The following is a 19571-nucleotide window of genomic DNA, read 5'->3' as shown; positions in this document are numbered from 1 at the left end:
GCCGAGTCTGCCACCGCGGGCCGCGATCGGCAGCCCCGGATCGGCAGCCCGCGATCAGCTCCCGGTGTCCGCCAGGCGCCGGGACGCGGTGCTCATGTGCGCCTCCATCGCCCGCGCGGCGGCGGCCGGGTCGCGCGCCTCGATCGCCTCGAGCACGGCGCGGTGCTCGGTGAAGGCGTCGAGGGCCTGCTCGGGGCTGCTGAGCGCGCGCTCGACCCAGAGTCGCAGCAGCGAGCGGATGGTCTGCAGCAGATCGCGCAGCACCACGTTCTCGGCGCTGACCGCGATCTGCAGGTGGAAGCGCACGTCGGCCTCGACGAACGCCGCGATGTCGTCGAGGTGCGACTCCATCGCCGCCAGGTGCGCGCGCAGGCGCTCGAGGCCCTCCTCGTCGATCCGGAGCGCTGCCAGCATCGCGGCCTGCACCTCCAGGGTGCCGCGCACCTCGATCAGCTCGGCCGTGCGCCCCGCGGAGAGCATCAGCCCCCAGCTCAGCGTCGTCGGCAGCAGCTCGGAGGTGCTGTCGCGCAGGTAGGTGCCGGAGCCGGGCCGCACCGTGACGATGCCGAGGATCTCCAGCGCCGCGAGCGCCTCGCGCACCGCCGACCGGCCGACGCCGAGGCTCTCGGCGAGCTGGCGCTCCGGCGGGAGGCGGGAGCCGGGCACGAGGTCGCCGCGGGTGAGCAGCGAGGTGAGCTGCTTCGCCACCTCGGCGACGGCGGTGCCCCGGGGGAGGACCTGCAGCTCCAGGCGCACGAGGGACGGATCGTCTTCGGGGTACGCCGGCATGGTCCGACCGTAGCAACCGCGCCGGCACCCCACCCGCAGCGACGCGACCGGAGAACCGGTTGACAATCGGCGCCCCGGCACGGCATCCTCTAATTGGTCAACCGGTCAGCCAATTCCCCCCGAAGGCGGCCCGAGCCCCACCCCGCACCACCCAACACAGTCGTTGACACGGATCAGGAGATCGACGTGGACCTTCCCTCCCGCACAGGCGGAACCGCGACGGCGGACGCCGCCGTCGAGAAGAGCGCCATCAGGAAGGTGTCGATCCGGCTCGTGCCGTTCGTCGCCCTGATGTTCTTCATCAACTATCTCGACCGCACGGCCATCGGCTTCGCCGCGCCGAACGGCATGGAGGCCGACCTCGCCCTCTCGGCGGCCCAGTTCGGCTTCGCCTCGGGCGTCTTCTTCATCGGCTACATCCTGCTGGAGGTGCCGAGCAACCTCGCGCTGCACCGCTTCGGCGCTCGCCGCTGGCTCGCCCGCATCATGGTCAGCTGGGGCATCGTCGCGCTGCTCTTCACCTGGGTGCAGAACTTCGAGCAGCTCGTCGCCCTGCGCTTCCTGCTCGGTGTCGCCGAGGCGGGCTTCTTCCCGGGCGCGATCCTCTTCCTCAGCCTCTGGGTGCCGGCCAAGCACCGCTCGAAGATCCTCGCGCTCTTCTACCTGGCGCAGCCGCTCACCACGGTCATCGGCGCCCCGCTCGCGGGGCTGCTGATCGAGCAGGACGGCATCCTCGGCCTCGAGGGCTGGCGCTTCATGTTCCTCGGCGTCTCGCTGCCGGCGATCGTCATCGGCGTCATCGCCTGGTTCTACCTCAAGGACAAGCCCTCCGACGCGAAGTGGCTGACCCGCGAGGAGCAGGTCTGGCTCACCACCGCGCTCAAGCGCGAGGAGGACGTGAAGACCAAGGGCGTCACCACCCACCCCAAGATGTCCTCCGCCTTCAAGAGCGGCCGCGTCTGGATGCTGAGCTTCGTCTACTTCGGCTTCATCTACGGCCTCTACGCCCTCGCCTTCTTCCTGCCCACGATCATCGAGGGCTTCCAGGAGCAGTACGGCACCACCTTCGGCATCTTCGAGAAGGGCCTGATCACCGCGATCCCCTACGTGCCCGCGGCGATCGCCCTCTACCTCTGGTCGCGCGACGCGACCCGCCGCGGCGTCCGCACCTGGCACATCGTGATCCCCGCGATCGCCGGTGGCCTGTCCATCCCGCTCGCGCTCTTCGCCGGCTCCCCGGCGGCCACGATCGCCGTGATCACCGTGACCGCGATGGCGATCTTCTCGGCGCTGCCCAACTTCTGGACCTTCCCGACCCGGTTCCTCACCGGCGCGGCGGCTGCGGCGGGCATCGCGCTGATCAACACCGTCGGAAACCTGGCCGGCTTCTCGGCCCCGTACATCACGGGCGCCCTGAAGGACGCGACCGGCGGCTACGAGGTCCCGATGTTCATCGTCGGCTTCTTCCTGCTGCTCTCGGCCGTGCTGATGTCCCTGCTGGCGCGCCGCTACAAGGACGCACCTCTCGACGCCCCCAGCGTCGACGTGATCGCGCACTGAGCACCCGCACGACCCGCTGATCGCCCGACGCTTCTCCTCGAACAGGACTCCTGATGACCCGGCTCTACAACGACCCGTCCGACTTCGCCGACGAGATGATCGACGGCTTCGTCGCCGCGAACCGCCGCTTCGTGCGGCGGGTGCAGGGCGGCGTGGTGCGCTCGACCGTGAGCGCGCCCGGCTCGGTCGCCCTCGTGGTGGGCGGCGGCTCCGGCCACTACCCGGCGTTCGGCGGACTCGTCGGGCAGGGTCTCGCGCACGGCGCGGCGATGGGGAACCTCTTCGCCTCGCCGTCCGCGCAGCAGGTGCACGCGGTCGCCGCGGCGGCCGAGCACGGCGGCGGCGTGCTGCTGAGCTACGGCAACTACGCGGGCGACGTGCTGAACTTCGACGCGGCCGAGCGGCGCCTGCGCGACGAGGGGATCGACGTCCGCACCGTGACGGTGACGGACGACGTCTCGAGCGCGAGCGTCGCCGAGAAGCACAAGCGCCGCGGGATCGCCGGCGACCTGACCGTCTTCAAGGTCGCGGGTGCCGCGGCGGAGGAGGGCGCGTCGCTGGACGAGGTCGAGCGCATCGCCCGCCTCGCCAACGAGCGCACCCGCTCCTTCGGCGTGGCGTTCTCGGGCTGCTCGCTGCCCGGGGCGTCCGAGCCGCTGTTCACCGTTCCGGAGGGGCGGATGGCGGTCGGCATGGGCATCCACGGCGAGCCGGGGATCCGCGAGGACGACGTGCCGACGGCCGACGGTCTCGCCGAGCTGCTGGTCTCGTCCCTACTCGCCGAGCTGCCCGACGGCGTCGACGCGGCCGAGGGCTCGCGCCTCGTCGTCGTGCTGAACGGGCTCGGCTCGGTGAAGTACGAGGAGCTGTTCGTCGTCTACTCCGGCGTCGAGCGGCGCCTGCGCGAGCGCGGCCTCGAGGTGCTCGAGCCCGAGGTCGGCGAGCTCGTCACCAGCTTCGACATGGCCGGCGTCTCGCTCACCTTCTTCTGGGTGGACGACGAGCTGGAGCGGCTCTGGGCCGCGCCGGCCGAGGCGCCCGCCTACCGCAAGGGCTCGGTCCGTCCCGCCGAGCAGGCCGCGGTGACGGAGCAGGAGACGGCCGCGGTCGTGATCGGCGAGGCGAGCGACGACTCCCGTGACGCCGCCCGCACCGTGCTCGCCGCTCTCGAGGCGACGCAGAGCACCATCGACGAGAGCGCCGACGAGCTCGGGCGGATCGACGCGGTCGCCGGCGACGGCGACCACGGCATCGGCATGCAGCGCGGCGTGCACGCGGCGGTCACCGCCGCCCGGGCCGCGCTCGAGGCCGGTGCCGGGGCGGGGACCGTGCTCGCCCACGCGGGTGACGCCTGGTCCGATCGGGCCGGCGGCACCTCCGGAGCGCTCTGGGGCGCCGCGCTCGCCGCGGTCGGCTCGGCGCTCGGCGACACCGCCGCGCCCACGGCCGCCGCGGTGGTCGAGGGGGTCGACGGCGCCCGCGCCGCGATCCTCCGCTTCGGCGCGACGCCCGGGGACAAGACGATGGTCGACTCCCTCGTGCCGTTCGCCGACGTCCTCGCCGAGGCCGTCGCCGCGGGCGAGGAACTACCCGTGGCCTGGACCCGGGCCGCCGAGACCTGCACCGCCGCCGCCGCCGCGACCGCGCAGCTGCTGCCGAGGATGGGCCGCGCCCGGCCGCACGCCGAGAAGAGCCTCGGCACCCCCGACGCGGGGGCGCACTCGCTCGGGCTGATCGTCACCGCGATCGGCGCGGTGCTGCGCTCGGGCACCTCCGGCTCCGCGACCCCCGGCTCTGTCGGCAGCGGCGCGTAGCGTCGACACCGTCCCCGAATCCGCTTCCAGCAAGGAGAGAACACTCATGAGCGCACCCTTCCGCCTCGTCGTCGGCTCCGATGACGCCGGTCTCGACTACAAGGAGATCGTCAAGGCAGACCTGGAGAAGGACTCCCGCGTCGCGTCCGTCGTCGACGTCGGCGTGGACGCCTCGTCGCACACGCCCTACCCGAGCGTCGCCATCGCCGCCGCCGAGATGGTCGCCCGCGGTGAGGCTGACCGCGCGATCCTGATCTGCGGCACCGGGCTCGGCGTCGCGATCGCCGCCAACAAGGTGGCCGGCATCCGCGCCGTCACCGCGCACGACTCGTTCTCAGTCGAGCGCTCGATCCTCTCCAACGACGCGCAGGTGCTCTGCATGGGCCAGCGCGTCGTCGGCATCGAGCTGGCTCGCCGCCTCGCGAAGGAGTGGCTCGGCTACGAGTTCGACACGTCCTCCGCCTCCGCGGAGAAGGTCCGCGTGATCGAGGCGTACGAGGCCGGCAACCCGGTCGCCGACGACGCCGCCACGGTCGGCTCGTGCTGAGCCGCGCCGCCGGGGACGCCCCGGCGTTCACCGTCGGCGTGAGCCTCAAGATGTACTTCGGCCACGCGCGGACGCTCGAGTGGATGCGGCGCATCGCCGAGATCGCCCGGATGCACGAGGCGACCGCCTCCGGTGTCGTCGAGCTGTTCGTGGTGCCGACCTTCCCCGCGCTGGTGCCGGTCGGCGCCCTCGCGGCGGAGGCCGGTGTCGCTCTCGGCGCCCAGGACCTGTTCTGGGAGGACGCGGGAGCGTTCACGGGGGAGGTCAGCGGCGCGGAGCTGCGCGAGGTCGGCTGCCGGCTGGTCGAGATCGGCCACGCCGAGCGGCGCGCGCTCTTCGGCGACGACGACGAGCGCGTCCGCGCGAAGGTCGCGGCGGCGTTCCGCAACGAACTCGTGCCGCTGCTCTGCGTCGGCGAGACGGAGCGCGGCTCCGTCGAGGACGCCGTCGAGCTCGTGCTCGCGCAGATCGGCTCCGCCCTCGCGGACGCGGACGAGGCCGGCGCCGTCGGCCCGATCCTCGCCGCCTACGAGCCCGTCTGGGCGATCGGTGCCCCGGAGCCGGCCGAGCCGGCCTTCATCGCCGGCGTCGTCACCGCACTCGAGGCGGCCCTCGCGGAGCTGCCCGGCCGCGCCGGCAGCCGCGTCATCTACGGCGGCAGCGCCGGACCGGGCCTGCTGACCGCGCTCGAGGGCCGCGTGCCCGGGCTGTTCCTCGGCCGCTTCGCGCACGATCCCGAGGCGGTCGGCGCGATTCTCGACGAGGCGCTCGCCCTCGTGCGCTCCCGCTCGGAGGCCCGCCCGTGAGCCGCCTCGGCCTCAGCAGCTACGCCTTCTTCTGGCGCTCCTCCGACCGCGTCCCCGAGCCGCTCGGCGTCGAGGACATGGTCCGCGAGACCGCCGCGCTCGGCGTCGACCTGCTGCAGCTCTGCGACGTGCCGGCGCTCGAGGAGTACTCGGAGGAGCGGCTCGCCTCGCTGCGCGCGGTCGCGGACGCCGAGGGGGTCGCGCTCGAGCTCGGCACCCGGGGCACCGATCCCGCGCACCTGCGCCGCTGGCTCCGCCTGGCCCGCGCGCTCGACGTCGTGCTGCTGCGCAGCATGTGGACGTCGGGGGAGGACCGGCCGGACCGCGCGGAGACGCTGCGGCGCCTGCGCACGATCGCCCCCGAGCTGGAGGAGGCCGGCGTCACGCTGGCCCTGGAGACCTACGAGCAGGTGAGCACGGCCGACCTCGTCGACGTGATCGCGACGCTCGATCACCCGCGGATCCGGATCTGCCTCGACCCGGCGAACACCGTCGCGAACCTCGAGCTGCCGGCGGACGTCACCGCCCGCTGCGCTCCGTACGTCGCCAACTGGCACGTCAAGGACTTCGACTTCAGCCGCAACCCCGGCTGGGTCGGCTTCGTCTACACCGGCACGGCGCTCGGCGACGGCCGTCTCGACTACGACGGCATGCTCGCGCTGCTCCGGCCGGCCGAGCGCGGCATCACCCAGATCATCGAGTTCTGGCTCCCCTGGCAGGACACCGTTCCCGCCGCGGAGCAGGCGCTCGTCACCACCCGGCTCGAAGCCGAGTGGACCCGCACCACCCTCGACCAGCTCAGGAGAAGGAACTCATGACCGACACCACGACCACCACCACCCCGGGCACCGCCGCCTCCGCCCTCACCGTCGCCGTCATCGGCGCCGGCGGCAAGATGGGCATGCGGGTCTCGAACAACCTGCAGAAGTCCGACTACAACGCCCTCTACAGCGAGGCCTCGCCCGCCGGCCAGGAGCGCACCCGCGAGGCCGGCCGCGAGATCACCGCGACGCCCGACGCCGTGAAGGACGCCGACGTCGTCATCCTCGCCGTCCCGGACGTCGTGCTCGGCGCGGTTTCGGAGGACGTGATCCCGCAGATGAAGAGCGGTGCGATCATCCTCACTCTCGACCCGGCCGCCGCCTACGCGGGGCTGCTGGCGAAGCGCGAGGACATCCACTACGCCGTGGCGCACCCGTGCCACCCGTCGGTGTTCCTCGAGCGCACCACTCCGGAGGAGTGGGCCGACACGTTCGGCGGCATCGCCGCGCCCCAGGAGGTCGTCGCGGCCCTCGAGGACGCCGACGACGACGTGCGGGCCATCGCGGAGAAGGTCATCTCGACCATCTACGCGCCCGTCATCGCCGTGCACTGGGTGACCGTCAAGCAGCTCGCCGTGCTCGAGCCGACCCTGGTCGAGACCATCGCCTGCATGGTGGGCGAGTTCCTCAAGGAGGCGCTCGACGAGACCGTCAACGGCGTCGGCGTTCCCTACGAGGCCGCCCGCGCGATGCTCTACGGCCACACCTGGATCGCGCTGACCAACGGCCTGCGCGGCTCGAACCCGTTCTCGGAGGCGTGCCACATCGCCATGGGCTACGGCCGCGAGGCGCTCATCAAGGACGACTGGAAGAAGATCTTCGACGACTCCGAGCTCGACTCCGTCATCGCCAAGATGCTGAAGATCGACGCCGTCAAGCGCTGACGCCGCGGCGGGCGCACCGCATGCTGATCGAGTAGCCCTCGGAGAGGACGTATCGAGATCCGCCGTCGATGATCGGGTGGGTCTCGATACGCCGCTCCGCGGCTACTCGACCAGCAGGGAAGAGGAGCGCGTCTGCGACGCGTGCAATTCCATGGTGATCGAGTAGCCCTCGCAGAGGGCGTATCGAGATCCGCCGTCGTCCGGTGGGCGGGTCTCGATACGCCGCTGCGCGGCTACTCGACCAGCAGGGAAGGGGGCGCTGCGCACCCCCTCGACCAGCAGGGAAGGTCCTAGAGGCGGACGATCATCTTGCCGGTGTTGCCGCCGCGCATCATCGAGAGGAAGGCGTCGACCGCGTGGTCGATGCCGTCGACGACGGTCTCGTCGTAGGCGATGCTCCCCTCCTGGAACCAGCCGCCCATCAGGCGGTTGAACTCCGGGGCGTGGTCGAGGTACGCCGACAGGGTGAAGCCGCGCAGCGTGAGCGCGCGGGTGATGACGTTGGCCATGTTGTCGGGTCCGGCCGGCTTCTCGGTGCTGTTGTAGCCGGCGATCGCGCCGCAGAGCGCCGCGCGTCCGCCGTCGTTGAAGGCGTCGAGCGCCGCTTCGAGGTGGTCGCCGCCCACGTTGTCGAAGTAGACGTCGATGCCGTCGGGCGCCGCCGCGGCGAGCTGCTCGCGGACGGGACCGGCGTGGTAGTCGAACGCAGCGTCGTAGCCGTACTTCTCCGTCAGCAGCGCGACCTTCTCGGCCGAGCCGGCGGAGCCGATGACGCGCTTCGCGCCGAGCAGTCGGGCGATCTGGCCGGCGGCCGAGCCGACGGCTCCCGCGGCGCCGGAGACGAAGACGGTGTCGCCCTCCTTCAGCCCGGCGATGGTGGTGAGGCCGACGAAGGCGGTGAGGCCGGTCATGCCGAGGACGCCGAGTCGCAGCGACAGCGGGGCGCCGGGGATCTCGGGGACGACGCGGAACGCCGAGGTCTCGGCCTGGACGATGTCGCGCCAGCCGAGCTGGTGCAGCACGACGGCGCCGACCGGGAACTCCGGGTCGCTCGACACGGTGACGCGGCCGATCGCGCCGCCGGTCATCGTCTCGCCGAGTGCGTACGGCGGGGTGTAGCTCTTGACATCGTTCATCCGCCCGCGCATGTACGGGTCGACGGAGAGGAAGGCGTTCTCGACGCGGATCTCGCCGGCCGCGGGCTCGTCGTACTCGACCTGCGCGGTGCGGAAGTCCTCGGCGACGGGCCAGCCGACGGGGCGGCGGACGAGCTGGATCTGGGTGCTGGTGACGGTGGTCATGGAGCCTTCCGAGGGGTCGTGGGGGTGGGGATCAGGAGGCGGCGAGGCCGATGCCGAGCGCGAGGACCGCGAGCAGTCCGGGCGCCATCTGCGTGAGGGCCGCGCGCCGCTTGCCGGGGGAGGAGAGCAGCAGCACGAGGGCTGCGGCGACCATCGATCCGGTGCCGGTGAAGACGAGGGCGGCGCCGACGGCCGTGGCTCCCGAGGCGAGCACGATCACGCCAAGGATCGTCACGATCGCGAGGAACAGGTTGTAGAAGCCCTGGTTGAAGGCGAGCTCCTTCGTCGACTCGGCCTCTCCGGCGGTGGTGCCGAAGGTGGAGCGGGCGCGCGGGGTCGTCCAGAGCAGCGACTCGAGCACGAAGATGTAGACGTGCAGCAGCGCCGCGAGGGCGGCGAGAACGAGTCCGATGACGATCACGACGGGACCTCCTAATTGTGTATCGCTCGGTTCACTACCGAACGGCCTCACTCTATACTGGAACGACCGGTTCACAACAGTCCGGCTGCCCTCGGCAGCTCGACCGGTGCCGGATCAGTCAGCAGAGGGAGTTGCCGTGGGACGCACGCAGAGCTTCGACACCGACCAGGTGGTCCGGTCGGCGCGCGCCGTCTTCTGGGACCGCGGCTTCGAGGAGGCGTCGCTGCCCGAGCTCGAGGCGGCGACCGGACTCGGCCGCTCCAGCCTGTACCACGCGTTCGGCAGCAAGCGCGGGCTCTTCGACGCGGCGGTTCAGAGCTACCTCGACGAGATCGTGCGGCCGAGGCTCGCGCCACTCACCCGCGACGAGGTCTCGCCGACGGCCCTCGCGGACTACTTCTCGGGGCTGCGTAATGCGCTCGCGGATCCGCGGACCGTGTCGGCGCAGAGCGGGTGCCTCCTCTTGAACGCGGCGGGGGCGCCGATCGCGCGCGACGACGCGGTGCGCGAGGTGATCGCGGAGTACCGGGCGGAGCTGCAGCGGGCGATGCTCGCGGGGGCGGCGGCGCGGTGGCCGGGGGAGTCCGCCGAGTGGCGGGGGCGGCAGGCGGGGGTGCTGGTGTCGCTGCTGGTGACCTCGCTGGTGCTGGCGCGGGTCGATCCGGGGCAGGCGGTGGCGACGGCGGAAGCGGCGCTGGGGCTGGTGCGGGGGGACTGACGGCCCGGGGTGCTGACTGCTGGCGTGCTCGTCGCTGCGCGACGTCGCGCTCGGTGCGAACGGGGTGGACGCGGTGCCTCGTCGCGGCTCCTTCCCGCGCGCCTGCGGCGCGCCCGCCAGACCCGAGCCAGGAGCCGCGACGAGGCACCGCGACCACCCCTCCGTACGGAGGAGGTGGCGGCACGGTGGGCTGGTACCGGAGAGCGGGCGGACGTTCGGCTCGTGGGAACCGGCCGTTATGACGTGCCGAGGGGTGTTCAGCGTGCCGGAGGTACCCGGTGGGAACCTTCGGCTCGTGGATCGAGGGTCGGCTCGGGGAATCCGGGGGTTTCGGCGTGCCGAGGGTCGGTTCGCGTGCCGAAGGTGGCGGGCGGGACGGTTCGGCGCGTGGGAGGACGTCCGGCTCGCGGGAGCGGGCCGTTTCGGCGTGCCCGGGAGGGTTTCGCGTGCCGGAGGTGGCGGGGCGGTGGGTTCGGCTCGTGGAAGCGTGTCCGGCTCGCGGAATCCGGGGGTTTCAGCGTGCCCGGGGTGGTTTCGCGTGCCGGAGGTGGGGCACGGGCTGCGGGTACCAAGAAGGGCCGGCGGGGAAGTTCCCGCCGGCCCTCAGGAGGGGTGCGTCAGTCGGTGCCCGCGTCGAAGGCGGCGCCCTCGGAGGCGAGGTCGGTGGCGCGGCCGAGCGCGTCGGCGGCGGCGGAGCCGTTGCCCTCGGTGATCGCCTCGGACTCGCCGATCTCGAGGTGGCCGACCAGCTCGGCGGTCGAGCCGCCGACCAGGCCAGCGGCGGCGTACTGCTCGAGGCGCGAGCGGGAGTCCGCGATGTCGAGGTTGCGCATGGTCAGCTGGCCGATGCGGTCCTCGGGGCCGAAGGCGGCGTCGCCGACGCGCTCCATCGACAGCTTGTCGGGGTGGTAGCTCAGCGCGGGGCCGGTGGTGTCGAGGATCGTGTAGTCGTCGCCGCGGCGCAGGCGCACGGTGACCTCGCCGGAGACGGCGGAGCCGACCCAGCGCTGGATGGACTCGCGCAGCATCAGCGACTGCGGGTCGAGCCAGCGGCCCTCGTACATCAGGCGGCCGAGGCGGCGGCCCTCGGAGTGGTACTGCGCGATGGTGTCCTCGTTGTGGATCGCGTTCAGCAGGCGCTCGTAGGTCAGGTGCAGCAGCGCCATGCCGGGCGCCTCGTAGATGCCACGGCTCTTCGCCTCGATGATGCGGTTCTCGATCTGGTCGGAGTTGCCCAGGCCGTGGCGGCCGCCGATCGTGTTGGCCTCGAGGACGAGGGCGACCGGGTCGGAGTACTCGACGCCGTTGAGTGCGACCGGGCGGCCGGCCTCGAAGCGGACGCTGACGGTCTCGGCGGCGATCTCGACGTCCTCGCGCCAGGCGGCGACGCCCATGATCGGCTCGACCAGCTCCATGCCGCTGGAGAGCTCCTCGAGGCGCTTGGCCTCGTGGGTGGCGCCCCAGATGTTGGCGTCGGTGCTGTACGCCTTCTCGGTGGCGTCGCGGTACGGGAAGCCGCGGGCGACGAGCCACTCCGACATCTCGGTGCGGCCGCCGAGCTCGTTGACGAACTGCACGTCGAGCCAGGGCTTGTAGATGCGCAGGCGCGGGTTGGCCAGCAGGCCGTAGCGGTAGAACCGCTCGATGTCGTTGCCCTTGTAGGTGGAGCCGTCGCCCCAGATGTCGACGCCGTCCTCGCGCATCGCGCGGACCAGCAGGGTACCGGTGACGGCGCGGCCCAGGGGGGTGGTGTTGAAGTAGGTCTTGCCACCGGAGCGGATGTGGAAGGCGCCGCACTGCAGCGCGACGAGCCCCTCCTCGACGAGGGCGCTCTTCGCGTCGACGAGGCGGGAGATCTCGGCGCCGTACTGCGCGGCGCGCGCGGGCACGCTGTCGATGTCGGGCTCGTCGGCCTGGCCGATGTCGGCGGTGTAGGTGCAGGGCACCGCGCCCTTCTCGCGCATCCAGGCGACCGCGACCGATGTGTCGAGCCCTCCCGAGAATGCGATTCCGACGCGCTCGCCCACAGGCAGACTGTTCAAGACCTTCGACATGGCTCCGATTTTAGGAGACTCGCGGGGGTCCTCGTGACGCGGGCAGCCGCTCGACATCTGTTGGGTAGTTCTACCCAAAAGGATGGACGGGCGGGGAGGGCGCGTGGGAGGCTCCGCCTGGCCCGCTCGATGATGCGCGGGCCTCCTCTGCATCCGCACTGTGAAAGGCGCTTCATGCCACAGCCCCCCGCCCGCCGCCTCGCAGCACTCACGCTCGCGTGCCTCCTCGCGGCGGGAGGTGCCGCCGCGCTCGCTCCGACCGCGTCCGCGCTCTCGTACGCGATGGTGGATCCGACGGACACGCCGACTCCCACGCCGGAACCCACGACCGAGCCGACCCCGACGCCGACGCCGACGCCCATCCCGACCGAGACGACGCAGCCGGCTCCGGAGCCGACGCCGACTCCGACGGCCACGCCGACCGCGACGCCGACCGCGACCCCGACGGCGACGCCGACCGCGACGCCCACCGCCACTCCGACCTCGACCCCGCGCCCGACGCGGACGCCGACGCCGACCCCCACTCCGACGCAGCCCCCGGCCGCGGCGACCGACCGACTCGCCTCCGACTCGACGCTCAACGCCGGTCAGCGGATCGTCTCGCGCAACGGCCAGTTCCGCTTCGTGATGCAGACCGACGGCAACGCGGTCGTCTACGACGCCGCGGGCCGCTCGACCTTCAGCACCGGCACGTCCGGCACCGGCAACCGCATCACGATGCAGGCCGACGGCAACCTCGTCGTCTACACGACGGCGAACCGCGCGCTCTGGCAGTCGGCCACCGGCGGCAACCCCGGCGCGTTCCTGGTGATGCAGAACGACGGCAACCTCGTCGTCTACCGCACCAACGGCACCCCCGCCTGGGCGACGTCCTACCAGGCCGCTCCGCCCGCCGTCGTCGGCGACACCCTCCGCGGTGGCGCCGAGCTGCGTGCCGACCAGCAGATCACCTCCACCGACTCGCGCTCGCGGGCGGTCATGCAGGGCGACGGCAACTTCGTCGTCTACAGCGGCGGCTCAGCACGCTGGAGCGCCGGCACCTCGGGCGCGGGCAACCGCCTCGCGATGCAGGGCGACGGCAACGCGGTCGTCTACTCCGCCGGCGGCGGAGTGCGCTGGCAGTCGGGCACCGGGGGCAACCCGGGTGCGCGCATGGTCATCCAGAACGACGGCAACCTCGTCATCTACGCCGCCTCGGGCCGTGCCCTGTGGTCGAGCTACACCCCGCCCGCGCCGCCGGCACCCGTGATCCGCGACGTGCTGAACGGCGGCGGCGAGATCCGCTCCGGCCAGCAGCTCGTCTCGAGCGACGGCGGCTCGCGCGCCGCGATGCAGGGCGACGGCAACTTCGTCGTCTACCGCGGTGGCGAGGTCCGCTTCTCCACCGGCACGTCCGGCAGCGGCAACCGCCTCGCGATGCAGACCGACGGCAACGCGGTCGTCTACTCCTCCGGCGGCGCTGTGCGCTGGCAGTCGGGCACCTCGGGCAACCCGGGCGCGCGCATGGTGATGCAGAACGACGGCAACCTGGTGATCTACTCGGGCAACCGCGCCGTGTGGTCGAGCTACACGCCGCCGGCGCCGCCCACGCCCGCCATCAGCGACACGCTGAACTCGGGCAACGAGCTCGGCTCGGGTCGCAGCCTGGTCTCGCCCAATGGAGTCAACCAGGCCGTGATGCAGGGCGACGGCAACTTCGTGGTCTACCGCGCCGGCGGGGTTCGATGGAGCGCGGGCACGTCTGGTGCTGGCAATCGACTCGTCATGCAGACCGACGGGAACGCCGTGATCTATTCGGGCAGCCGTGCACTTTGGCAGTCCGGGACGTCGGGCAATCCCGGTTCGCGAATGGTCATGCAGGACGACGGCAACCTGGTGATCTACTCGGCCGGTGGCCGTGCGGTCTGGCAGAGCAACCAGCCGGCTCCCGCGCCCCGCCCCGTGCCGATCCCGGCTCCGGCCCCCATTCCCACCCCGCCCGGAAACCCCGGTGATGTGGTCAACTGCGACAGCTTCGGCTCCCAGGCGGACGCTCAGGCGTGGTTCAACCTATACCGCGCGTACGGCGACCCCGGTCGTCTGGACGGCGACAACAACGGACTGGCGTGCGACTCGTACGACTACTGATTCGAACTGACCGAAGGCCCGTCTTCTTCGCAGGAGGCGGGCCTTCGTCGTTGTCTCGAGACCGATTCCTCCGAGAACTTCTTCTCTCGCCGATCGAGACCCGATCCTTTCCTTCTCGCTGGAAGCAGTAATGGTGCGGGAGCCTCGGCGACGGCTTCGGCAGAGAAATGAATGCGCTCGTCCAAGGGGTGGACTGCCCCCTGAAGGCGTGTCAGGATCCAGACGTCACTCGACGGTGAGTGAACTGTTCGCCAGAACTCCGAAGGGGTCCTCCATGCCACATGCTTCTCCTCGACGACTTGCAGCTCTCACGCTGTCGTGCCTGCTGACAGTGGGTGGGTCGGCGGCGTTCGCGCCTGCCTCTTCCGCGGCCGACGCCGAAATCGGCATCACTTCTTCTCTAGTTGGACCATCGGCTGCTACGGAATCGGCGCGGGCGGCGGGACAGTACCTCAATGCGCTCGTCGGCGGTGAGGTACTCGCGCGAGGTGAGAGCATCACGTCCGAGTTCGAAAACTACTCGTTCGTCATGCAGACCGACGGCAACGCCGTCATCTACGACTTCAACGGGCGGCCGACCTGGAGCACCGGAACCCAGGGCAGCGGTGATCGTCTTGCAATGCAGAATGACGGAAACGTCGTCATCTATTCGGCTGAGGGTCGTCCTGTCTGGAGCACTGGCACGAGCGGGAACCCCGGCTCGCTCCTGATCATTCAGGACGACGGAAACCTCGTCGTCTACCGCGCTGACAATTCCGCCGCATGGGCGTCCTCGCAGCAGACGCAGCCGTCCGCGATCGGCGACACCCTGAACGGCGGCGGCGAGTTGCAGACCGACCGGCAGCTCACCTCAAACGATTCCGGTTCGCGGGCGGTGATGCAGGCAGACGGCAACTTCGTCGTCTACAGCGGCGGGGCCGCGCGATGGAGCGCAGGCACGTCCGGGTCCGGTAACAGGCTAGCGATGCAGAGCGACGGCAACGCCGTCGTCTACTCAGCCGGCGGATCGGTCCGGTGGCAGTCGGGGACTTCCGGAAATCCAGGGGCGCGGATGGTGATGCAGAACGACGGCAACCTCGTCATCTACGGGGCCAACGGTCGCGCACTGTGGTCGAGCACTGCTCCGTCTGCTCCGGCGCCCACGCCGACGCCGCAGTTCGGCGACGTTCTGCCGGGCGGCGCCGAACTCCGCAGCGGGCAGCAGCTCGTGTCCAGTAATGGGGGCTCCCGTGCTGCAATGCAGTCGGACGGAAACTTCGTTGTCTATACGGGCAGTCGCGTGAGATGGAGTGCAGGGACGTCCGGGCCGGGCAACCGCCTTGCCATGCAGAGCGATGGCAACGCCGTCGTCTACTCCGCAGCCAATCGAGTTCTGTGGCAGACGGGAACGTCGGGGCGCCCCGGCGCCCGGATGGTGATGCAGAACGACGGCAACCTCGTCGTCTACTCGACGTCGAATGCAGTGCTGTGGTCGAGCAACCCGGGCAATGTCGTCAACTGCGACAGCTTCAGGTCTCAGGCCGAAGCGCAGGCGTGGTTCGAGCGCTACCGCGGTTACAACGATCCGGGAGACCTCGACCGCAACAATGACGGACGAGCCTGCGAGGACTTCCGGTACTGATCGGAAGTTGGAGGCGCGAAGGCCCGTTCCCGCGTGGGGCGGGCCTTCGCCATATCGTCGCTGAGGTGCACGCTCTTCCCAGCGGACAACAGCACGTCGTCGGCAGGCGAGATCAGCTCGTCGCGGTCGAACAGCTCGCGCGGCAGCAGCACGACAGACAAGACGGCGCGTGCACCTCTCACAACAACCCGCGCTAGCTGGTGAACGGCCCGCCGCTGCACTAAAGAAGGCGGGCCCTTCACCGCTCGACGGCGTCGCTACCGCTTGAATGCGCCTGGCCACGATTGAGGCGTTCGGATGCTTCGAGCCGTGTCAGGATGCCGTGTCCGCACCGATGCGGTCCCGTTCGAAAGGCCCTCGCCCGTGTTTTTGCCCCCTCGGAGCCGCCTCGCGGCCGCCGTTGTCGCCGCCGCCGTCGTCTCCGCCTCCGGGGTCGCCGCGGCGCCCGCCCTCGCCGCGCCCGCCACGTCGTTCTCCGTGGTCCGCCTCGCCGCTGCCGTCACGGTCGGCGACACCCTCGCGCCCGGCACCGCCCTCCACGTGGACGAGCAGCTCACCTCGGCGAACGGGCAGTACCGCCTGGTCATGCAGGGCGACGGTAACGTCGTGCTCTACTCCGCGTCGGGCGGCGTCGAGTGGACGACCGGCACCCGCGGGTCGGGCAACTATTTCACCTTGCAGAACGACGGCAACATCGTCGTCTACACCGAGGGCGGCGCGCCGCTGTGGGTCAGCGGCTCCAGCGGTCACGAGCAGCCCGACCGGCTCGTGCTGCAGGACGACGGCAATCTCGTCTCGTAGGCGCGCTTCGACGGCGGCGGGCCGCTGTGGTCGAGTCGCGGCGCCGAGACGCTCGGCTCCGACCGGCGCCTCGAGCGCGGCCAGTCGATCACCTCGCAGAACGGGGCCTACCGGACCGTCTTCCAGCGTGACGGCAATCTCGTCACCTACGGCCCGAACGGCGTGCGCTGGAACGCGGAGACCAGCGGCGGCCTGCGCCTCCTGATGCAGGCCGACGGCAACCTCGTCATCGACGACTTCTACCGACCCCTCTGGTTCACCGGCACGGGCGGCAATGCTGGCGCCCGCCTGGTCATCCAGAACGACGGCAATCTCGTGATCTACTCGACCGCGGGCCGTGCGCTCTGGTCGAGCGATGCCGCCGCGCCGGCTCCGGCGAAGCGCGACACCCTCACCGCGGGCCAGGAGCTCGCGGTCGGCGAGCAGCTGACCAGCGCTGACAAGCGGTTCCGCTCCGTCCTGCAGGGCGACGGGAACTTCGTGCTCTACGACATGGTCGTCAGCACCATCGACGACAGCGGTGTCCGCCGCGACAAGGTGATCTGGAGCAGCGGCACCTCGGGAGCAGGCAACCGCCTCGTGCAGCAGACCGACGGCAACGTCGTGATCTACAGCGCCGGTGGCCGCGCGCTGTGGCAGACCGGGACCTCGGGCAACCCTGGAGCCCGCTTCGTGCTGCAGAACGACGCGAACCTCGTCGTGTACAGCGCGAGCGGACGGGCTCTGTGGACCTACCAGTAGCCTCGGACGTTTTACTTCACGCCCGTGCGTCCCGGTTCCTAGCCGCGGCTGTCAGTCGCGGCGGCGGCCGGAAGGGCAGGACGCGACAGCGCGCTTTCATGGTGGTCGAGTAGCCCCGGAGGGGCGTATCGAGACCCGGCAACGTCAGCAGGGTGGGTCTGCAGGCTCGGCCTCTGGCGGGGGGGTGGATCTCGATACGCCCGCTGCGCGGGCTACTCGATCAGCAGGGTCGAGGCCCGGCGCGGCTGTCAGGCGGCGGGGGCTCCGGCGCGCAGGCCGACCGCGGGGAGGAGCACGTTGTCGACGAGGGAGATCAGGTAGTCGCGGTCGACCGGCTCGCGCATCAGCAGCACGCGGTAGGAGACCATCGAGGGCGTCAGGACGGCGAGCATGTCGACGTCGACGTCGGCCGGGATCTCGCCGCGGTCGATGGCGCGGCGCAGGAGCGTGCGGTTGGCGCGAGCGCGCGGCTCCACGATGGCCTGGCGGACGGCGTCGGCGAGCTCGGGCGCCTTCGAGATCATCGCGACGACGCCGGACATGATCCGGAGCTTGCGCTCGGCGTCCTCGATCGCGCGCGGGCGGATCAGGGCGACCAGGTCGCCGCGCAGGGTGCCGGTGTCGGGGAGCGCGTCCTGGTCGATGTCGGCGCCCTTCAGGCAGGCGACGGCCTCGAGCACGAGCTCGGCCTTCGACTCCCAGCGGCGGTAGAGGGTGGCCTTGCCGGCCTTCGCACGCGCGGCGACCATGTCGATGGTCATGCCGTCGTAGCCGGTCTCGGCGAGCACATCCAGGGCGGCGGTGAGGATCTCGCCGTCGCGGTTCGGATCGCGGCGGCGGCCGGGGCGTGCCGGGGCGTCGCAAGTGGCGGCGGGGGGAGTGGGCGGCGTCATCGCGGCTTCTCCAATCGGTTCGGGAGGGCCGCGCGAACGGCCCGTGTGAACACCATGCTAATTGAAGAACTCCGCAGTTCCGAAACTGGCGAGTCTCGTATATGGTCTCCTCCATGTCGCAGACCACATCACTGCCGGACTCCGCCGCCCCCGCGGTTCCGGCCCCGTCCTCCCGCCGCTGGTGGACGCTCGTCGCCGTCGGGCTCGCCCAGCTCATGGTCGTGCTCGACTCCACCGTCGTGAACATCGCCCTCCCCGCCGCCCAGGCCGACCTCGGCTTCTCGGACGGCGACCGCCAGTGGGTCGTCACGGCCTACTCGCTCGCCTTCGGCAGCCTCCTGCTGCTCGGCGGGCGCCTCTCCGACCTGATCGGCCGCAAGCGCACCTTCATCATCGGCCTGATCGGCTTCGCCATCGCCTCCGCGCTCGGCGGTGCCGCCCCCAACTTCGAGCTGCTCATCGCGGCCCGCGCCCTGCAGGGCGTGTTCGGCGCCCTCCTCGCGCCGACCGCCCTCGCCGTGCTCACCACCACCTTCACCGTCCCGAAGGAGCGCGCCCGCGCGTTCGGCGTCTTCGGCGCGATCGCCGGCGCCGGCGGCGCGGTCGGCCTCCTCCTCGGCGGCGTGCTGACCGAGAGCTTCGACTGGCGCTGGAACCTCTACATCAACGTCGTGATCGCGGTCGTCGCGGTCATCGGCGCGATCGTCTTCGTGCCGACCATCGACCGGGTCGGCCCGCGCCCGCGGCTCGACGTGCCCGGGACGATCCTCGTCTCGGCCGCCCTCTTCGGACTGGTCTTCGGCTTCGCCAACGCGGAGACCGACGGCTGGGACTCGCCGATGACCTGGGTGCCGCTCGCCGCGGCCGTCGTGCTCCTCGTCGGCTTCGTGCTCCGCCAGCGCAGCACCGAGCACCCGCTGCTGCCGCTGCAGATCGTGCTCGACCGCGACCGCGGCGCCGCGTACCTCTCGGTGCTGATCGCCGGCGCGGGGATGTTCGGGATCTTCCTCTTCGTCACCTACTACCTGCAGGTCTCGCTCGGCTACTCGCCGATCCAGACCGGGCTGTCGTTCCTGCCGATGATCGGGATGCTCGTGCTCGCCGCGCAGCTCTCGACCAACCTGCTGCTGCCGCGCTTCGGACCGAAGATCATGGTGACCTTCGGCATGCTGCTCGGCGTGGTCGGCATGCTGCTGCTCACCCGCCTCGACCTCGACAGCGGCTACGCGGCCGACGTGCTGCCCGCGCTGATGGTGCTCGGCTTCGCGATGGGCTCGATCATGCCCGGCTCGATGCAGACCGCCACCCGCGGAGTCGACATGCGCTTCGCCGGCGTCGCCTCGGCGATGGTCAACACCAGCCAGCAGGTCGGCGGCTCGATCGGCACCGCGCTGCTGAACACGCTCGCGGCGACCGCGGTGACCGACTACCTACTCAGCCACACCCCGACCACGGCGGCGACCGCGGCGGAGGCCGCCGTGCAGAGCTACGCGGTCGCCTACGGCTGGGGCGCGGGCTTCTTCGCCGTCGGCGCGGTGCTCTCGGTGCTGCTGTTCCGCCGCCGCTCGGCGGGCCTGGCGGTCTCGTCCGGGGCGTCCGCGGAGCCGGTGCTCGCGCACTGATCCGCCGAGTCGCGCGGCCCCTTCCACGACCGTCCGACAGGGCGGGCCGGG

17 protein-coding genes are annotated in these 19571 nt (G+C 71.2%); 12 read left to right on the top strand and 5 right to left on the bottom strand.

Annotated features, from left to right (window positions below):
* Positions 1–54: 54 nt before the first annotated feature.
* Positions 55–789 (bottom strand): FadR/GntR family transcriptional regulator, encoded by a 735-nt coding sequence (locus tag C1I64_RS09310; RefSeq protein ID WP_127887008.1) that lies wholly within the window; start codon positions 787–789, stop codon positions 55–57.
* Between the two features lie 291 nt (positions 790–1080).
* Between C1I64_RS09310 and C1I64_RS09305 the strand changes: the two genes are divergently transcribed.
* From C1I64_RS09305 to C1I64_RS09280, 6 genes are read left to right on the top strand one after another with little or no spacing between them, the layout of a single operon-like run.
* The gene (locus tag C1I64_RS09305) at positions 1081–2349 is read left to right on the top strand and encodes an MFS transporter (protein ID WP_221181106.1); all 1269 of its coding nucleotides are present in this window, start codon (positions 1081–1083) and stop codon (positions 2347–2349) included.
* Positions 2350–2402: 53 nt separating this feature from the next.
* A complete protein-coding gene (locus C1I64_RS09300) occupies positions 2403–4163 on the top strand; it encodes a dihydroxyacetone kinase family protein (protein ID WP_127887007.1) in 1761 nt (586 codons plus the stop codon).
* A 46-nt stretch (positions 4164–4209) separates the two neighbouring features.
* Entirely contained in the window at positions 4210–4710 is a 501-nt protein-coding gene (locus C1I64_RS09295) for a ribose-5-phosphate isomerase (protein WP_127887006.1), read from the top strand.
* Entirely contained in the window at positions 4704–5516 is an 813-nt protein-coding gene (locus tag C1I64_RS09290) for a triose-phosphate isomerase family protein (RefSeq protein ID WP_244209437.1), read from the top strand. The genes C1I64_RS09295 and C1I64_RS09290 overlap by 7 nt, the downstream gene beginning before the upstream one ends.
* Positions 5513–6334, top strand: a complete 822-nt coding sequence (locus C1I64_RS09285; RefSeq protein WP_244209436.1) for a sugar phosphate isomerase/epimerase family protein — start codon at positions 5513–5515, stop codon at positions 6332–6334. Before C1I64_RS09290 ends, C1I64_RS09285 begins: the two co-directional genes overlap by 4 nt.
* The gene (locus C1I64_RS09280) at positions 6331–7221 is read left to right on the top strand and encodes a phosphogluconate dehydrogenase C-terminal domain-containing protein (protein ID WP_127887005.1); all 891 of its coding nucleotides are present in this window, start codon (positions 6331–6333) and stop codon (positions 7219–7221) included. Before C1I64_RS09285 ends, C1I64_RS09280 begins: the two co-directional genes overlap by 4 nt.
* A 290-nt stretch (positions 7222–7511) precedes the next feature.
* Here the strand turns inward: C1I64_RS09280 and C1I64_RS09275 are convergent, their stop codons facing one another.
* A complete protein-coding gene (locus C1I64_RS09275) occupies positions 7512–8522 on the bottom strand; it encodes an NADP-dependent oxidoreductase (RefSeq protein ID WP_127887004.1) in 1011 nt (336 codons plus the stop codon).
* Between the two features lie 31 nt (positions 8523–8553).
* Positions 8554–8943: a DUF1304 domain-containing protein gene (locus tag C1I64_RS09270; RefSeq protein WP_127887003.1), complete on the bottom strand. Its 390-nt coding sequence runs from the start codon at positions 8941–8943 to the stop codon at positions 8554–8556.
* Positions 8944–9079: 136 nt separating this feature from the next.
* On the opposite strand from C1I64_RS09270, the gene C1I64_RS09265 reads away from it, so the two are divergent.
* On the top strand, positions 9080–9661 hold the full coding sequence (locus C1I64_RS09265) for a TetR/AcrR family transcriptional regulator (protein ID WP_127887002.1): 582 nt from the start codon (positions 9080–9082) through the stop codon (positions 9659–9661).
* Positions 9662–10278: 617 nt separating this feature from the next.
* Here C1I64_RS09265 and argG read toward each other — a convergent pair.
* Positions 10279–11715: an argininosuccinate synthase gene (gene argG, locus C1I64_RS09260; protein ID WP_127887001.1), complete on the bottom strand. Its 1437-nt coding sequence runs from the start codon at positions 11713–11715 to the stop codon at positions 10279–10281.
* A gap of 174 nt (positions 11716–11889) precedes the next feature.
* Here argG and C1I64_RS20350 point away from each other — a divergent pair, with 174 nt between their 5' ends.
* The 4 genes from C1I64_RS20350 to C1I64_RS09240 all read left to right on the top strand — a co-directional run bounded on the left by C1I64_RS20350 (position 11890) and on the right by C1I64_RS09240 (position 17005).
* Positions 11890–13842: a hypothetical protein gene (locus C1I64_RS20350; protein ID WP_208645108.1), complete on the top strand. Its 1953-nt coding sequence runs from the start codon at positions 11890–11892 to the stop codon at positions 13840–13842.
* Between the two features lie 274 nt (positions 13843–14116).
* Positions 14117–15463: an excalibur calcium-binding domain-containing protein gene (locus tag C1I64_RS09250; protein WP_164874496.1), complete on the top strand. Its 1347-nt coding sequence runs from the start codon at positions 14117–14119 to the stop codon at positions 15461–15463.
* A gap of 363 nt (positions 15464–15826) precedes the next feature.
* A complete protein-coding gene (locus tag C1I64_RS09245) occupies positions 15827–16264 on the top strand; it encodes a hypothetical protein (RefSeq protein ID WP_164874495.1) in 438 nt (145 codons plus the stop codon).
* 162 nt (positions 16265–16426) lie between these two features.
* Positions 16427–17005, top strand: coding sequence for a hypothetical protein (locus tag C1I64_RS09240; protein WP_127886997.1), 579 nt, complete (start codon positions 16427–16429; stop codon positions 17003–17005).
* A gap of 248 nt (positions 17006–17253) precedes the next feature.
* On the opposite strand, the gene C1I64_RS09235 is transcribed toward C1I64_RS09240, so the two are convergent.
* On the bottom strand, positions 17254–17898 hold the full coding sequence (locus tag C1I64_RS09235; RefSeq protein ID WP_127886996.1) for a TetR/AcrR family transcriptional regulator: 645 nt from the start codon (positions 17896–17898) through the stop codon (positions 17254–17256).
* A gap of 113 nt (positions 17899–18011) precedes the next feature.
* Here C1I64_RS09235 and C1I64_RS09230 point away from each other — a divergent pair, with 113 nt between their 5' ends.
* Positions 18012–19520 carry an MFS transporter gene (locus tag C1I64_RS09230; RefSeq protein ID WP_244209435.1) on the top strand — a complete coding sequence of 503 codons (1509 nt, stop codon included), beginning with the start codon at positions 18012–18014 and terminating at the stop codon, positions 19518–19520.
* Positions 19521–19571 lie beyond the last annotated feature (51 nt).

It is taken from the genome of Rathayibacter festucae DSM 15932 (assembly GCF_004011135.1).
GTDB classification, from domain to species: Bacteria; Actinomycetota; Actinomycetes; order Actinomycetales; family Microbacteriaceae; genus Rathayibacter; species Rathayibacter festucae.
The sequence above is the reverse complement of the archived record's forward strand: the minus strand, read 5'-3'. Positions and strand labels throughout refer to the sequence as shown.

What these genes read in the sequence shown, in the direction of transcription:
- C1I64_RS09310 (WP_127887008.1), bottom strand. Translation starts at nt 789, where the DNA reads ATGCCGGCGTACCCCGAAGACGATCCGTCCCTCGTGCGCCTGGAGCTG.
- C1I64_RS09305 (WP_221181106.1), top strand. Translation starts at nt 1,081, where the DNA reads ATGTTCTTCATCAACTATCTCGACCGCACGGCCATCGGCTTCGCCGCG.
- C1I64_RS09300 (WP_127887007.1), top strand. Translation starts at nt 2,403, where the DNA reads ATGACCCGGCTCTACAACGACCCGTCCGACTTCGCCGACGAGATGATC.
- C1I64_RS09295 (WP_127887006.1), top strand. Translation starts at nt 4,210, where the DNA reads ATGAGCGCACCCTTCCGCCTCGTCGTCGGCTCCGATGACGCCGGTCTC.
- C1I64_RS09280 (WP_127887005.1), top strand. Translation starts at nt 6,331, where the DNA reads ATGACCGACACCACGACCACCACCACCCCGGGCACCGCCGCCTCCGCC.
- C1I64_RS09275 (WP_127887004.1), bottom strand. Translation starts at nt 8,522, where the DNA reads ATGACCACCGTCACCAGCACCCAGATCCAGCTCGTCCGCCGCCCCGTC.
- argG (WP_127887001.1), bottom strand. Translation starts at nt 11,715, where the DNA reads ATGTCGAAGGTCTTGAACAGTCTGCCTGTGGGCGAGCGCGTCGGAATC.
- C1I64_RS20350 (WP_208645108.1), top strand. Translation starts at nt 11,890, where the DNA reads ATGCCACAGCCCCCCGCCCGCCGCCTCGCAGCACTCACGCTCGCGTGC.
- C1I64_RS09250 (WP_164874496.1), top strand. Translation starts at nt 14,117, where the DNA reads ATGCCACATGCTTCTCCTCGACGACTTGCAGCTCTCACGCTGTCGTGC.
- C1I64_RS09235 (WP_127886996.1), bottom strand. Translation starts at nt 17,898, where the DNA reads ATGACGCCGCCCACTCCCCCCGCCGCCACTTGCGACGCCCCGGCACGC.
- C1I64_RS09230 (WP_244209435.1), top strand. Translation starts at nt 18,012, where the DNA reads ATGTCGCAGACCACATCACTGCCGGACTCCGCCGCCCCCGCGGTTCCG.